This is a genomic window from Occallatibacter sp. (assembly GCF_035317045.1).
Lineage (GTDB): Bacteria > Acidobacteriota > Terriglobia > Terriglobales > Acidobacteriaceae > Telmatobacter.
In genome coordinates, this window is record NZ_DATHHT010000018.1 from 207149 (window position 1) to 221085 (window position 13937).

At 57.9% G+C, this 13937-nt stretch carries 13 protein-coding genes; 6 read left to right on the forward strand and 7 right to left on the reverse strand.

Annotation, left to right across the window (positions count from 1 at the left end; genetic code table 11):
* Positions 1 to 163: 163 nt before the first annotated feature.
* Both VK574_RS08105 and VK574_RS08110 read left to right on the forward strand, forming a co-directional pair.
* Positions 164 to 1345, forward strand: a complete 1182-nt coding sequence (locus tag VK574_RS08105) for a DUF5666 domain-containing protein (RefSeq protein WP_472799330.1) — start codon at positions 164 to 166, stop codon at positions 1343 to 1345.
* A 100-nt stretch (positions 1346 to 1445) separates the two neighbouring features.
* Positions 1446 to 4400: a TonB-dependent receptor gene (locus VK574_RS08110; RefSeq protein ID WP_472799331.1), complete on the forward strand. Its 2955-nt coding sequence runs from the start codon at positions 1446 to 1448 to the stop codon at positions 4398 to 4400.
* Positions 4401 to 4459: 59 nt separating this feature from the next.
* Here the strand turns inward: VK574_RS08110 and VK574_RS08115 are convergent, their stop codons facing one another.
* The 7 genes from VK574_RS08115 to VK574_RS08145 all read right to left on the reverse strand — a co-directional run bounded on the left by VK574_RS08115 (position 4460) and on the right by VK574_RS08145 (position 10296).
* Positions 4460 to 5581, reverse strand: a complete 1122-nt coding sequence (locus VK574_RS08115; RefSeq protein ID WP_472799332.1) for a glycosyltransferase — start codon at positions 5579 to 5581, stop codon at positions 4460 to 4462.
* 51 nt (positions 5582 to 5632) lie between these two features.
* Positions 5633 to 6139, reverse strand: a complete 507-nt coding sequence (locus VK574_RS08120; RefSeq protein WP_472799333.1) for a DoxX family protein — start codon at positions 6137 to 6139, stop codon at positions 5633 to 5635.
* Positions 6140 to 6216: 77 nt separating this feature from the next.
* Positions 6217 to 6927 carry a YqjF family protein gene (locus VK574_RS08125; protein ID WP_472799334.1) on the reverse strand — a complete coding sequence of 237 codons (711 nt, stop codon included), beginning with the start codon at positions 6925 to 6927 and terminating at the stop codon, positions 6217 to 6219.
* Between the two features lie 70 nt (positions 6928 to 6997).
* Complete coding sequence (locus VK574_RS08130) at positions 6998 to 7906, reverse strand: HvfC/BufC family peptide modification chaperone (RefSeq protein ID WP_472799335.1); 909 nt, start codon at positions 7904 to 7906, stop codon at positions 6998 to 7000.
* On the reverse strand, positions 7903 to 8811 hold the full coding sequence (gene bufB / locus VK574_RS08135) for an MNIO family bufferin maturase (protein WP_472799336.1): 909 nt from the start codon (positions 8809 to 8811) through the stop codon (positions 7903 to 7905). The genes VK574_RS08130 and bufB overlap by 4 nt, the downstream gene beginning before the upstream one ends.
* Before the next feature lie 200 nt (positions 8812 to 9011).
* Positions 9012 to 9875: a ferritin-like domain-containing protein gene (locus VK574_RS08140; protein WP_472799337.1), complete on the reverse strand. Its 864-nt coding sequence runs from the start codon at positions 9873 to 9875 to the stop codon at positions 9012 to 9014.
* A gap of 118 nt (positions 9876 to 9993) precedes the next feature.
* Positions 9994 to 10296, reverse strand: coding sequence for a hypothetical protein (locus VK574_RS08145; protein WP_472799338.1), 303 nt, complete (start codon positions 10294 to 10296; stop codon positions 9994 to 9996).
* 486 nt (positions 10297 to 10782) lie between these two features.
* Between VK574_RS08145 and VK574_RS08150 the strand changes: the two genes are divergently transcribed.
* The 4 genes from VK574_RS08150 (at position 10783) to VK574_RS08165 (ending at position 13935) form a co-directional block, all read left to right on the forward strand.
* Positions 10783 to 11106: a zinc-ribbon domain containing protein gene (locus VK574_RS08150; RefSeq protein WP_472799339.1), complete on the forward strand. Its 324-nt coding sequence runs from the start codon at positions 10783 to 10785 to the stop codon at positions 11104 to 11106.
* A 357-nt stretch (positions 11107 to 11463) separates the two neighbouring features.
* On the forward strand, positions 11464 to 12531 hold the full coding sequence (locus tag VK574_RS08155; RefSeq protein WP_472799340.1) for an ABC transporter permease: 1068 nt from the start codon (positions 11464 to 11466) through the stop codon (positions 12529 to 12531).
* A complete protein-coding gene (locus VK574_RS08160; protein ID WP_472799341.1) occupies positions 12524 to 13186 on the forward strand; it encodes an ABC transporter ATP-binding protein in 663 nt (220 codons plus the stop codon). Before VK574_RS08155 ends, VK574_RS08160 begins: the two co-directional genes overlap by 8 nt.
* Complete coding sequence (locus tag VK574_RS08165; protein ID WP_472799342.1) at positions 13183 to 13935, forward strand: outer membrane lipoprotein-sorting protein; 753 nt, start codon at positions 13183 to 13185, stop codon at positions 13933 to 13935. The genes VK574_RS08160 and VK574_RS08165 overlap by 4 nt, the downstream gene beginning before the upstream one ends.
* Positions 13936 to 13937: the final 2 nt, after the last annotated feature.

Below are 13937 nucleotides of genomic sequence, written 5' to 3' on the forward strand. Positions count from 1 at the left end.
AATTAAGTGCCTTGATTGGTTCCACATAGCGCTCGTCCTTGCCTTCGCAAAAATGGCTTCACAGTTTCGCACCAATTCTCAACCTTTTGCGCCGCTGACTCGTCTACAGAAACAGATAACGATTACAGCGCAGCGACTCGACTGTGGATGCGCGGAGAGATCAATGAAGAGCAGGAATTGGAATCGATTTGCGGTCGCGACGGGGCGGTTGTTTCTCCTGTTCGTTTTGGCAATCGCATGCAACAAGCTCGATGCGCAGGCCCCGGCGAAGTTCGTGGGTACTGTTACTGCGATCAGCGGAAACACGATCACCGTGAAGACCGACGCCGGCGACTCAAAGCAGGTGGAAGTCTCTGCAACCGCGGTAATCAAGCAGCTTGAGCCGGGGCAGAAGGACTTGAGCGCTGCGGCGACGATCCAGTTGACCGAGCTTGCCGCAGGCGACCGCGTGCTCGTGAAACTCGACCCGAATAGCGCAACTCCGCAGGCGCTTCAGATCGTAGCGATGAAGAAGACGGACATCGCGCAACGGCAGCAAAAGGACCAGGAAGAATGGCAGCGCAATGGAACGGGCGGCCTGGTGAAGAGCGTTGATCCGGCCTCGGGCCTCGTTCTGTTGACAACCGGCGCAGGACCAACCGCCAAGACTGTTACGGTTCACATCCGCAAAGACGCTGTCCTCAAGCGCTACGCATCAACTTCGGTTCGCTTCGCCGATGCGCAGCCCGCGCCGTTGGACGCGATCCATCCAGGTGACCAGTTTCAGGTGCTTGGTCAGAAGAACGCCGACGGAACGGATATCACGGCCGCGCAAGTGGTTTCTGGCAGTTTCAGAAATGTTTCAGGATTGGTGACTGCGATCGATACAAGTGCTTCAACTTTGACGGTGAAGGATCTGGCGACGAAGAAAAACGTCACGGTGCATATCACGCCGGATGCAGATATGCGCCGCCTGCCCGACATGATGGCAAAGATGATTGCAGCCCGTTTAAAGGGCGGAGCCGCGCCGGCCGGCGGCACCTCAGTCGCAGCTCGTCCGCAGGGCAGCGGCGCTGGTGGACCGCAAGGTTCGAACGGACAGGGCGGTGGAATGGGAGCAGGACAGGGTCGCCGCACCGGTGGTGGCATGTCGCAGGCGCTTGATCGCGCACCCGCCGTGCAACTCGGCGATTTGAAGAAGGGCGAAGCCGTGATGCTCGTGTCTACCGAGGGCACGGACGATGTTACCGCGATCAAGCTGCTGGCGGGAGTAGAGCCGTTGCTTGAGAGCCCCGACGCTTCACGTGATCTGCTCGCCAACTGGAGCATGGGCTCCGGCGGCGGCGAAGAAGCGGGAACACAATAGACAGTTTTGCAATCAGCAGGAATTGAGTGAGGAATACGTGTATTCAAGACATCATTGCTTTTTTCATCTCCTTCATTTTTTAGTTGCGTTGGCTTTTGGGTTGACGAGCCTCACTGCGCACGCGCAATCGGCGCCCGCTGCGACGGCAACCATTCACGGCCACATCGCCGACCAGACTGGCGCATTGATCCCCGGCGCCAAAGTGACCGTCACCTCAACCAGTGGAAAGACGGTCGGCACCGCCACCGCTGACGCAAGCGGAGCCTACGAAATCACAGGTCTTGCAGCCGGAAGCTACATCGTGAGTGCGGACTATTCCGGATTCGCGGCTTTCAAGTCGCAAGCCATCGCCGTGACAGCAGGTCAAGTCAAACGCGTCGATATCGCCATGGCGATTGAAGTCGAGCAGCAAAGCATTACTGTCAGCGATGAAACTCCGACGGTGAGCGTGGAAGCTGGTGCGAATGCCAGCTCTCTCGTCTTGAAAGACAAGGACCTCGATGCGCTCTCCGACGATCCCGATGAGCTTTCCAATGAGCTCACTGCGCTCGCCGGACCTTCGGCCGGACCGAACGGCGGCCAGATCTATATCGATGGCTTTACGGGCGGCCAACTGCCGCCCAAGTCGGCGATTCGCGAAATCCGCATCAATCAAAACCCGTTCTCGGCGGAGTTTGACAAGCTGGGGTACGGCCGAATCGAGATCCTCACCAAGCCCGGCACCGACAAGCTGCACGGCCAGGTGTTTCTGATGGGCAATCAAAGCGCGACCAACACCGGGAGCCCGTTTATTCCCAATGTTCCTTCGTACTACCGGATCCAGTACAACGGAACCATCAGCGGCGCGTTGAGCAAGACTGCTTCGTTCTTCATGAGCATGGAGCAGCGCGATAACCATGACGAAGCGATCTTCAACTACTTCCCTGCCGTACAGGATCCGACGTCTGGACTCTATTCGATCTCCAGCACCCGCGCATCGGGAGCGCTCGCGAATCCCCACAACCACATCAACGTGTCTCCGCGCCTCGATCTGCAGCTCGGACAAAAGAACACCCTCACGGTGCGCTATCAGTTTTTTTATGATTCCGAGTCAGGCGACATCGGGTCTACACAGCTTCCGTCGCAATCGATGACAACGACATCAACCGAACATACGCTCCAGTTGAGCGATTCACAGATCATCAACGACCACATCGTCAACGAGACTCGTTTTGAATACCGGCGCGAACTCAATTCCATTTCTCCCGTGAGCAAATTGCCAACACTCATCGTTGCCGGCGACTTCACCGGCGGCGGCTCCTCGGAACAGTCGTCCAATGATCATCAGGATCATCTCGAGTTGCAGAATTACACCACGATGACCGCCGGACCGCAGACCATTAAGTTTGGCGCCTGGTTGCGCGACAATCGCGACGCCAATGCCTCATTTGCAAACCGGAATGGCTCCTTGGTCTTCACAGAGAAGGGCTATGTGGATGCGCTGAATGCGCTGGCTCAGGGCCAGAGCCTGTCCACACTGCCTGCGGGCGACTTCGTTAACTTGAGCGTGACCGCCGGCCGCACCGCCTACACTTCGAACTTGTTCGACGGCTCACTGTTCTTGCAGGACGACTGGAAGGTCAATCCGCGCCTCACGCTGTCCGGCGGTTTGCGGTGGGAGACGCAGAACCATATCTCTGACCACAACGATTGGGCGCCGCGCGTGGCCTTCGCGTACGCACTTGACGCCAAGGGAAAGAAGCCTGCCAAGACCGTACTCCGCGCCGGCTTCGGCATTTTCTATGATCGCTTGTCCATTGGGGATCTCCTGGCGGCAACGCGACAAGGCGTAAACGCCGGAGAGGTGCAAACCTCGGTGGATTCGCCAGCCTGCCTGAGCGGATCCGACCTGAATAACCTGGATTTCACGGCCTGCCAGCCTGCGGCGCCCTTTACGCCAACGGCCGACAGCACCCTGGTGGCGATCTCGCCCACCTATCATTCGCCCTATACCGAACAGTTGGGAGCCAGCCTCGAACGGCAGGTTACCAAGACCGTGACGATGACCGGCACTTACCTTCGCTCCTTTGGCGTGCATCAAATGGTGACACGCGATGCCAATCCCTACTCTCCGTTGCCGGGAACAACGTTCTACAACAGCACCACGGGTCCACGCTTGAATCCAAGCCTGGGAATCATCCAGGAATACTATCCCGAAGCAATCTTCAAAGAGAATCAGATGATTCTCAATGTGAATGCGCGCATTTCGCCGAAGCTGGGGTTCTTCGGGTTTTATAACCTGTCGTTTGCCAACACTGACAATGCCGGCGGAATGGCTTCGAACTCCTACAACCTGAGTCAGGACTACGGCCGCGCAAGCTTTGTGTCCCGGAGCAATATCTTCCTCATGGGCAATTACACCGGCCCATGGGCGCTCCGGTTCAACCCGTTCCTGATTGCCCGCACCGGACGTCCTTACAACGTAGTCTCAAGCAACGACCTGACGGGCGATCAGTTTCTCAACAATCGGCCGTCCTTCGCTGATGCCTCGCTGTGCACCGCAGGCAGCGAGCAATACTTCCAGACACAATTCGGTTGTCTGAATGCAGATCCCGGCCAGGGAGATTCCCTCGTGCCGATGAATCTTGGATCTGGACCACCAAGTATTGCCTTCAACCTGCGCCTCAGCAAAACCATCGGCGTTGGACCAAAGACGGAAGCGGCCGCCGGAGTTGCAGGCGGCGGGCCCGGCGGTGGACCAGGCGGCGGCCGCGGTGGTGGTGGCGGCGGTGGTGGTCGCGGCGGCGGTCCTGGCGGCGGACTCGGCCCCGGCGGACTCGGCGGTGGTGGCGGCCCAGGCGGCATGATGGGATCGGCCGGAACAGGGCGTAAATTCAACCTGACGTTCAGTGCCCAGGCACTCAACATGTTCAACAACGTCAATTACGGAACACCGATTGGCACTTTGGGAGCAAGCGAGTTTGGTCGTTCGACAAGCCTCGCAAACGGACCCTACTCCGGTCCCGGCGGCTCGACCTCGAGACGTATTTTCTTCCAGGCCGTCTTTGCGTTCTAGTTGCAAAGCATTAGCAAAAGGGCCGGAGCTTCTTTGCTCCGGCCTCTTGCTTTTATCGGTTAAGCAATCGGGAGACTACCGGGCATCGCCAGCAGCCGCGAATAAAGCGCTTCCCATTCTGCGGCCTTCGCATTCATGTCGAAATGTTTGCGAATTCGCGCGCGCGCGGCCTCGCCCATGACGCTGAGCTCTTCCTGCGACTTGCGCATGACGTAAAGCATTGCTCCCGCAAGCGCGCCGGCGTCGTTTGGCGGAACGATCATCCCGGCATCGCCGGCCAGTTCGCGGACGCCTCCCACATCCGTTGCTACCACGGGCTTCTCCATCGCCATCGCCTCACCCACGACCAGCGGCATTCCCTCCCATGCGGAGCCCAGCACAAATGCGTCAGCGCCATCGAATACAGCGGGCATCTCGTCGCGCAAGCCGAGCCAATCAATATGCTCGGTGAGCCCTTCCTGAGCCGCGAGGTTGCGAACAAGCTCTCCTTCCTGATCGCTCCCTTCCCCGGCCACCCATAGGCGCGTCTGAGAAACTACTGCAAGTACCCGCGCAAATGCTCCCAACAGATTCGGATAGTCTTTGGCGGCAGCGATACGGCCTGCGGCAAGCCAGATGAAATTGCTGCCGGCATTGAGTTCCGTTCGCATCGCATCTCTGCGACCACCATCTTTCGCGAAGAGCGCAACATCGATTCCGTTGGTGAGAACAGAGCATTTGCTCCCCGCAACGACACCCGATTCAATGCTGCGCGTTGCGACGGCGCGACTGACTGCCGTGGTGTGGATCGCCAGGCGGTCCGTGAGCCCGTAGGCGAGCGTGCGATGCCAGGGGCCTTCATATACGTTGTGAATTGTAGAAAGAGTCCTCGGGAATGCGCCCGCAACACAAAGCAGGCGCCCGGCCATGTTGGCATGAAATGTGTGGCAATGCACGAGATCCGGTCGAAAGTCGCACAGAACGCGCCTGCCTCGGACCAGTCCGCTCACAACGCCCGCAGGGCTCTTGCTCATGTCGAGGTAGACCACGTCAACATTGGTCGGCCATACATGCTCTGCACGACACCGAAGCACGATCAGCAGGACCTGGTGTCCTCGCGCTGCCATGCGCTCTGCCAGTGCGACGACCTGTCGTTCGGCGCCCCCGAAGCCGAGCGAAGTAAGCATGTAGGCGATGCGCATGGTCTCCTGAGTCCGTGACTCAATGAATCAAGAGATGATAGCGCGATGCGATCACGAAACCGTGTGCGCAGGCTCACCCCGTGTGCCGATCCATCGTTTCAGCAGCGTGTCCACCGCAAACACGCCCGGGCCAAGTATGAGTATCAGAAGCGCTGCGAACCAGTATGTGTAGGGCGAAGCTCCGTAGAAGTCCTCGGGTTTCGAGAAAATGTGAGAGAAATTCACGCGATCGTCCGGGACGCTCAAGTAAGCCATCGTCATATTGACGAAGAGAACCAAGGAAGTAAGACGCGAAGCAATCCCAAATGTGAAGAGGAATCCGCCGCAGAGTTCAATTAGCGCAACCGCCAGCGCGGTCATGTGCGGCGCCGGTAGATTCAGGTTAGTGAAGAAATCGGTGACCTTGTCGAGATGCGTCAGTTTTCCCCATCCATCCTGCATGAACTGGTAGCCCCAATAGAGGCGAATCGCCAGCAGAAGCGGACTTTGCAGCCGGTTCAGAACCGAGGCAAAGCCATTGTAGAGTTTGGTTACGGAGTTTACGAGGCCGCTCATCATTCCCTTTCCAATCGCTCAGGGCTTGGAAGCCCTTGCATTTACCTGGGCCTTTGGCGACACGGCAGAAGTCGCCCGTATCACCGAATTGGCACTCCCTTGAAGACGGTCACGCCCGAACCCTCGGTGAGGAAGGCGGAATCGGGTGCCTTCCCCAAGACCCTCGCGAACTCGGCGCCAAAATACTTCTCCGCATTCCCGCTGAAGCATGCCCGGTTTGCGTCGCTCACATTCCACTGCGGGTGTTCCACCTGGTACTCCAGCGTGCCGCCCGTCCCTTGCGCCGCGTATCCCCAGTAGTGCTCGGTGATGAACTGGCCAAGCGAACCCTCCTGCGGCAGGTAGCCATCGCCCAATGTCTCGGCAGAGATCGTGCACCGATCTGAACTCGATCCCCATGAGAACGCCGCGGTCGTGATTCCGTTGCTCTTGTCGATCCGATGCGCCATCGTCACGCACGAATAGCGCTCACCATACACGAACTTCGCGATCGCCGTCACCGCAAACTTGGGAACCAGTTCGCCAATGAAGACAACGCCTCTCCTCCCGGAGCGCCGCACATAAAATCGTAGATTCACTTCTTCGAACGACTGGTGAAATGGAATTGCCCTGCCAAATACGCGTGTCTTATTGAATTCGAAACCGATGAGGCTGACATACGTCTTGCCCTCAAATTGATCCAGTTCGGTACCCGCCGGAACGAGCGGCTGCAGCAGCGCCGGATCGACGGCATAGTTCAGCATCAACAGGTTCTTCCATTCCGCAGTGAGGAAGGTGCGTTGCCGGGCCATCGTCATTCTGCTTTTAAGGGCAATCTGTGCCCGCCGATGAGTTACCAGAAATTTCTCGCAGCATTGATGCTCAGGAATGCAGCCCCTCAATATCGGGTGCGCACATCCAGCCAAGTTCTGACCAGCTCTTGAACCACTGCCCGACCAGTTGTGGCCGCTTCCCGCTGGGTACGCGTGAACTGGTAACACCCGTCTCGATGGCTTGCGCAAGCGGAATTCCAGCTTGGATGGCGGCGAGTGTCAGGAATTCCTCGCGTCGAATACGCAGATAGTAGACCGAAAAATCTACCCGGTGGACTGCCAGCCAGGTCGCCTTGTATCGCAGGGCCGGCAGCTTCGCCGGAGCCTCTTCATCGTCCTCATGGCGAACGCCCGCTTCGCTCGTCTGGCGCTTCTCGTTCTTGTGAAGATTCAGCACCAGTTCGTCGACAGGAAAATCCAGTGCGACCAGCCGTAGATGCGGTTGCAGCGCGAGGTGCGAGTCGCCGTCAAGTGTGGAGATTTGTTCCAGGGTAAGCGGATCGCGTTCGGCGCCGTCAAAAGCTTCCACGAATGCCCACTCAATCCGCGCCACGTCTTCCGCAAGGCGCGCGCGCCTGCCGGCAAAGTGCGGATTCTTCTTGAGCCATTCCGAAAGATGCGAGCCGAGATTGCGCAGCGAAAACGATCGGCTGGGATGCTCGGAGAGGTACGCCACAGACATCGCTTCGAACGCACGGGCGCCGATGACCGAACGCAACGCCGGAAAATCCTCGGCCAGTGCGCCCAGCACACGATACCAGTATTGCCGGTTGTAAATCTCGAGACGCTCAAAGGAACTGAGCCGGCTGTTTGGTGCAATGATGGATGCGGCCACCTGGTCCATCGAGCGGCCATCGGGCGATTCCCGACGCATCTCTTCATCGGGGGTCAGCGGCATCATGACAGCGCGCGCCATTTCGCGCTGCAGTTGGGCGAGGCTCATGGCTTGGGAATTCATTGAGCCGCCTCCACATGTGTTTCCCATGCCTTTGGATCATGTCCAGCGACAGCAGTCGTGCTTCCCGTCCTTGCAAATTTCTGCAGGTAGCGATTCGCCTTCAGGGCCTCTGCGTGCACCTCGTCGAAACTTGGAATGTGATCGTCCCATTCCAGCAGCGTCGGCATCGGGCCGCAGCGTTCGATCGCGCGTGCATACAGTTTCCATACCGGATCGATGACCGGATGGTCGTGCGTGTCCAGAATGTATTTCTCGTATTTCGAGTGACCCGCGATATGAATCTGCGCAACGCGATGCGCCGGTATGGCATTCACATACACCATCGGATCGAATTCGTGATTGACCGAGGAGACATAAATATTATTCACGTCGAGCAGAATGCCGCAGTCCGCGCGTTCCACCACTTCATTCAGGAACTCCCACTCCGTCATCTGCGAAGCCGTGAAAGCAGCGTAGGAGCTGACATTCTCAACGGCGACGGGAATCTCGAGGAAGTCCTGCACCTTGCGAACGCGCTCGACCGTCCGCGCCACGGCTTCCCAGGTGTACGGCAGCGGCAGCAGGTCATGCGTATAGGTGCCGTCGACTGAGCCCCAGCAAAGATGATCGCTGAGCCACGGAGTGCCGGTACGCCGCACAAGCGTCTTGAGCCGCTTGAGGTGTTCCGGATCGGGTTCGGTCACCGATCCGAAGTACATCGAAACGCCATGCTGCACGACCCGATAGCGCTCGAGTATCTGATCGAGCATAGCCAGCGGTCGGCCACCATCGATCATGAAGTTTTCCGAGATGACTTCAAACCAGTCGACCACGGGCTTCCGCGAAAAAATGTGCTGGTAATGCGGAATGCGCAAACCAATTCCGACGCCGTGGTTCTGGAATGCATTGAAACGATTGCCGGCCATAGATATTCGTCAAGGGGAATAGCTGAACAAAAGTCTCAGCTTTCTTTGAAGATTGACTGACCTCAATTCATTTGACGTTCCTTGAGGATTCTCGAATCCTACTACATTGAAACGGTGTAAGTGAAGAGATTCGAGGGCAACGCCACGCTGGAACCGCAAACGCTGACCTCGATTTCTCGCAATTTTTCATGACAGCTTCTTCAGCAGCCGGTGAACGAGAAAAAGTCACCAAGCGGCGTGGCCAAATGAGGGTTGAAGGGTTCAAAGGTGCGTGGACGATCGATGTCAAATCCCGCTGCATGTGCGTGTGCCTTGTCAACAAATGGAAGCAGCGCTGTTACTGCCTGGCTGATATTGGTCAGGCACAGCGTTCGTTCGTATCCGTTATTGTTCGGTGGATCCACCTTCTCCGGGACTCCCTGGAGCCCTGTGATTCTTTTAATCGGCCCGCCATCCTGCGTGGCAACATCGCCTGAAACAGCGCGCGCCAGCGTGCGATGATCGCTTTCAATTCCCATGATGCGTGCAGCCGTAACGCGCAAATCGGCAGTACTGAAGTAGCGCACCCCCACGAGATAGGCAGCAATGAACGCATCTTCAAGACTGACCAACGTATTCAGTGAGACCTGTGCGTTTGAGAACATGCCCTTCGGATAGTAGAAGGTGGTAAATGGAGAATCTTTCCCAGTTGCCGATGAGGCCAGCAGATAGTGCGACATCTCTTCCTCGCGTGCCGCATGAAAGTAACCCTGGTCGTCATCGGGAATGCGGGTAAACCACCCGGAATCGCGGACGATGCCGGTGTAGGTTGCAACCGCGAGAGCCTCGGCAATAGCTGCAGCTGAAAGGATATCCACGTCGCCGCTGGTACCGGTCGCGCCTTTGATGTGATCATGGCCCGGATTTGGTTGATCTGCAAATGCGCGTACGGTACCGGCAAGTCCGAAGAGCCCCAAGGCGGTCGCCGTACTCGCGAGAGTTGCGTGCTCAAAGAAAGAACGCCTCGAAAGTCCGGGGGAACACGTTTCAACTGGGATTTCAATGCTGTTTTCAGAAACACTCATGTTGGTTCTCCTTCGCTAGGTTGGGTTTCGCGCAAGCCCAGTGCCTACCAAGGAATCGCTTGAGATGATGCGGCGGAGATGCTCCGGCCTCTCCGCCGCGTCGGCGATGGAGAACTGTTTAGACGAACTTCGGCATCTTGGAGCCGTCGGTTGCGCAGCCGCCCTTGCCTTTGCAGCTGTTCTTGGCTTTGCAGCCGTTGTCGCTGGACTTGCAGCCGCCCTGACCCTTGCAATCGTTCTTGCCTTTACAGGAGTGTTTGGCAGGCTTGTCTTGTCCGGCATAGCGCAAGCCGGCCTTGGCCGCCTTGACTGTCGGGTTGTTTGTATTCGAGCTCGTGGTGGCCGCGTGAGCCGCGACGGTTCCACCCATCAGACCGGTGAGAGCAGCGGTGAGCAGCATTGCACTGAATTGATTCTTCATGTGAGATAGACCTCGCTGGGGGGTTAAGGCGGGGAATCCGCCGGGTTGTCACAACGCGGCACCTACCGGGAAGCACAAATGCCGCACAATCTGGGGCACGCACTCTAGGCGTGCGGGCATGCGCGAAAGGTTACAAGGAAAGGGGGCTCGCTGAAAATGAAATTCTTTGCACCGGTTCCTTTGTCTTATGAACGGGCCAGGCAGGACTTTGGATTGGCCGGTTTGTCGCGCTGCTTTGAACCGTGGGAGACGCTCGGCGAAAACCAGACTGACGATTCAGGAAGGCAAGGTCAATAAACTGCAATTCCAGGAGAAAGAGTAAGGATTTGCCGGCAAGGATCCTGCGACTGAGCCGCGAATGCCTGTAGCGGCAGGGGCACGCCGACCCGCTAAATCGTTTAAATGGCAACGGTAAGTTTTTGGCATTCAGCAAGATTCTTATATAAAATTTACCAACCCGTATGTACAATCGCGACGAGGAGAGCCATGGCCGGAGATATTCAACTTACGTGCAGTGATTGTGGACAAGATTTTACGTTCACCGCTGCGGATCAGGCGTTCTTTCAGGAACGCGGTTATTCGACCCCCAAGCGCTGCAAGCCTTGCCGTCAGGCAAAGAAGAGCGAACAAGGTGGGGGAGGCTCCGGGTATCGTCCGGCTCCATCCCATGGAACACCTGTCATCTGCTCCGGCTGTGGCCAGCCAACCACTGTTCCATTTGAACCACGCGGCGATCGCCCGGTGTTTTGCCGGGACTGCTACCAGGCACGTAAAGGCAGCAGCAGCGGCGCCCGCTCGGGACGCTATTAGAGATCCCGGCTCCGATGCCTCCATTGGGGTGTCGGAGCCGGCTCTCTTGGTTGCCCGACAACGCAAGTTGAGACACAATGCAAACAGCAGGACCGGCTACGGTCTCGGTTGCTGTTTCTTGAGGACCGTCCTTGTGTTCGCTTTTTCCGTTTTTATAAACCTTTAACAATCCATTGACCGCGTGGATCTGCGCTTCGGCGGAACCGCGGATCGCGCATCGTTGCGGAAGCGGCCGCTAAACAGCAGAATTCCGTGCCGACTCGACTCATTCCCCGATATCCTTCAACCAGCATGGCCACTCAACTGACTTTTGTCCGGTTCGCCTGGAAGAACCTTTGGCGTAGGCGCCTGCGAACCGTGTTGACATTGGCCGGCATCGGCATGGCCATGGGTGCGTTTGTCTGCCTTGTAGGCTTCTCGCGCGCGTTCGAACAAGCGTGGCGTCAGATGTACGCCAACAGCGGAACCGACATCGCGGTCGTTGCAGAAACGTTTCTCAACACTACGATTGACCAATCCGTCGGAGCAAAGTTGCAGACGCTGCCCGTCATTGCTGAGGCCGCACCCATGACATTCAACTTCATGGGTCTCACAGCCGACGTGAACGCCATCGCTTATGGGTGGAAGGCCGATTCGTTTGAGTTCTCGGCGATATCGATAACCGCGGGCACGCGCTTCCACGACGGCCAGCCCGAGATCCTCCTCGGAGACCTGCTCGCAGACAGCCTGAAAAAGCATGTAGGCGACTCTCTCGAGATTCAGGGAGCCAATTTCAACGTAGTCGGCGTGTTTCATGGCGGCTCAGCGCTCGAGGCGGGCGCAGTCATCATGCCGCTCGATCAGATGCAGAAGCTCAGCAGCCTCGAAGGCAAGGTCACCGCGTTCCATGTCCGGCTCAAACCCGCGCCTGTCGGAGAATCCCCAGAACACTACATGGCGCGAGCGCAAGGTCTGATCGAGTCGGCGCTGCCAGGAGTTCGCGCCGTTCCCGCCGCTGAGCGCGCCAGCAACAATCAGCTCGTCTTGCTGGCACATGCCACCGCCTGGGGCACATCGTCCATTGCATTGCTGATCGGCATTCTCGGTATCGCAAACACCATGGCTATGTCGGTCTTCGAACGCACGCGCGAAATAGGAGTCTTGCGCGCTCTTGGATGGAACAGCCGGCGTGTTCTGCTCCTCATTCAACTAGAAGCCGCTGCGCTTGGGATGGCAGGAGGACTTTTGGGCATTGGATTCGGATGGCTGGCTCTGCGCATACTCGCGCACCTCCCGCAGACCGCAAGCATCGTTTCCGCTTCATTTCCCTTCCCCGTCCTGGCTGAAGCTCTCGCCATCGCGATTGCCGCCGGGCTTCTTGCCGGCATTATCCCGGCGTGGCGCGGCGCTCGATTGTCTCCGGTTGAGGCGCTTCGCTATGAGTAGTCCGCAGCTCGAACTGCGCGCGGTAACCAAGCATTACGATGGCGGACGCATCGAAGCGCTGCGCGGTGTGGGCCTCTCCATCACCGCCGGAGAGTTTGTCACGATCAGCGGCCCTAGCGGAAGCGGCAAGTCCACGATTCTGCACCTGCTCGGAGGGCTGGATTCCCCTACAACCGGCGAAGTGCTCTTCCAGAATTCCCCCCTGGGCTCCGCGTCCGACACCGATAACTATCGGTCGCGTCATGTCGGTTTCATCTTTCAGGCATTCCATCTGCTCCCCACGTTGAGTGCCATCGAGAACGTACAGGTGCCAATGCTGGCAGCGAAAGGAGCAGATCACCACGTAGAACGAGCGGAGACCCTGCTGCGCGAAGTCGGAATGGAGAACCGGCTCGATCATCGGCCCAGTGAGCTTTCAGCCGGCGAACGCCAGCGCGTGGCAATCGCCAGGGCTCTCGCCAATTCTCCCGGCATCCTCCTCGCCGACGAGCCAACGGGAAATCTCGATTCCGAGAACTCCGCACGCATCATGAAAATCCTTACCGGGATCCAGCAGGATCGAGGCATGACGCTGATCGTTGTAACCCATGAGAACGAAATCGCCGCATCGGCACCGCGCCACATTCGCATTCGCGACGGCAGGATCGAAGCATGAAGATTCTCTGGGCTGCGGTCCTTGCCCTCCTGCTGCCGACTCTGGCGCACGGCGCGGATGCGCGGCCGGTATTGGCCGCATCCCGACAGCGCATCGAAGCTGCCGACTATCGCATTGTCGGGCACATCGTGCGCGTCGACGCCAAAGGCGCCCGTACCAACTTCTCCGTTACCGTGAAGGCGCATTGGTTTCCCGGTGTCCTGCGAGTACTGCTCGACGTCACTTCCCCGCCGCCCCAGCGCTTGCGCGTCCTGATGGAACTGCGGGCAAACGGACAAGTCCAGATGAAGATCGCGCATCAGGGCGACAAGGAATTTGCAAGTCTCCCCTTCGCCCGATGGACAAGCGAACTCTTCGGCCCAGCCTTCAGCTACGAGGATCTGCTCGATCCACAGTTCTACTGGCCCGACCAGACAATGGAAAACGCAAAATACGGCGCACGCGATTGCGATCTGCTCACGAGCAGCCCTGGCACGGAAGATCGCACCCGCTATTCCAAAGTGCGTACCTGGCTTGACCACACCATCGCATTCCCCGTGCACGAAGAGAAAACGTTGAACGGAACCGGCGCGATCGAGGAGATCGACTTTATCGGTCTGCGGCATGTGAGCGGAGTCTGGTCCGCCAGCCAGATTGAAAGCAAGCTGAAGGGACAAAATGGATCAACGTTGTTCCTGCTCGAACGGGGTGCTGCGAAAGCGAATCTCAAGGCAACAGATTTCAATGCGGAGAGCCTTCTGAAGTTTTAGCG

Excerpts from the sequence above, each read along its gene's own strand:
- VK574_RS08105 (WP_472799330.1), top strand. The coding sequence starts at position 164 with ATGAAGAGCAGGAATTGGAATCGATTTGCGGTCGCGACGGGGCGGTTG.
- VK574_RS08115 (WP_472799332.1), bottom strand. The coding sequence starts at position 5,581 with ATGCGCATCGCCTACATGCTTACTTCGCTCGGCTTCGGGGGCGCCGAA.
- VK574_RS08120 (WP_472799333.1), bottom strand. The coding sequence starts at position 6,139 with ATGATGAGCGGCCTCGTAAACTCCGTAACCAAACTCTACAATGGCTTT.
- VK574_RS08125 (WP_472799334.1), bottom strand. The coding sequence starts at position 6,927 with ATGGCCCGGCAACGCACCTTCCTCACTGCGGAATGGAAGAACCTGTTG.
- VK574_RS08130 (WP_472799335.1), bottom strand. The coding sequence starts at position 7,906 with ATGAATTCCCAAGCCATGAGCCTCGCCCAACTGCAGCGCGAAATGGCG.
- bufB (WP_472799336.1), bottom strand. The coding sequence starts at position 8,811 with ATGGCCGGCAATCGTTTCAATGCATTCCAGAACCACGGCGTCGGAATT.
- VK574_RS08140 (WP_472799337.1), bottom strand. The coding sequence starts at position 9,875 with ATGAGTGTTTCTGAAAACAGCATTGAAATCCCAGTTGAAACGTGTTCC.
- VK574_RS08145 (WP_472799338.1), bottom strand. The coding sequence starts at position 10,296 with ATGAAGAATCAATTCAGTGCAATGCTGCTCACCGCTGCTCTCACCGGT.
- VK574_RS08150 (WP_472799339.1), top strand. The coding sequence starts at position 10,783 with ATGGCCGGAGATATTCAACTTACGTGCAGTGATTGTGGACAAGATTTT.
- VK574_RS08160 (WP_472799341.1), top strand. The coding sequence starts at position 12,524 with ATGAGTAGTCCGCAGCTCGAACTGCGCGCGGTAACCAAGCATTACGAT.
- VK574_RS08165 (WP_472799342.1), top strand. The coding sequence starts at position 13,183 with ATGAAGATTCTCTGGGCTGCGGTCCTTGCCCTCCTGCTGCCGACTCTG.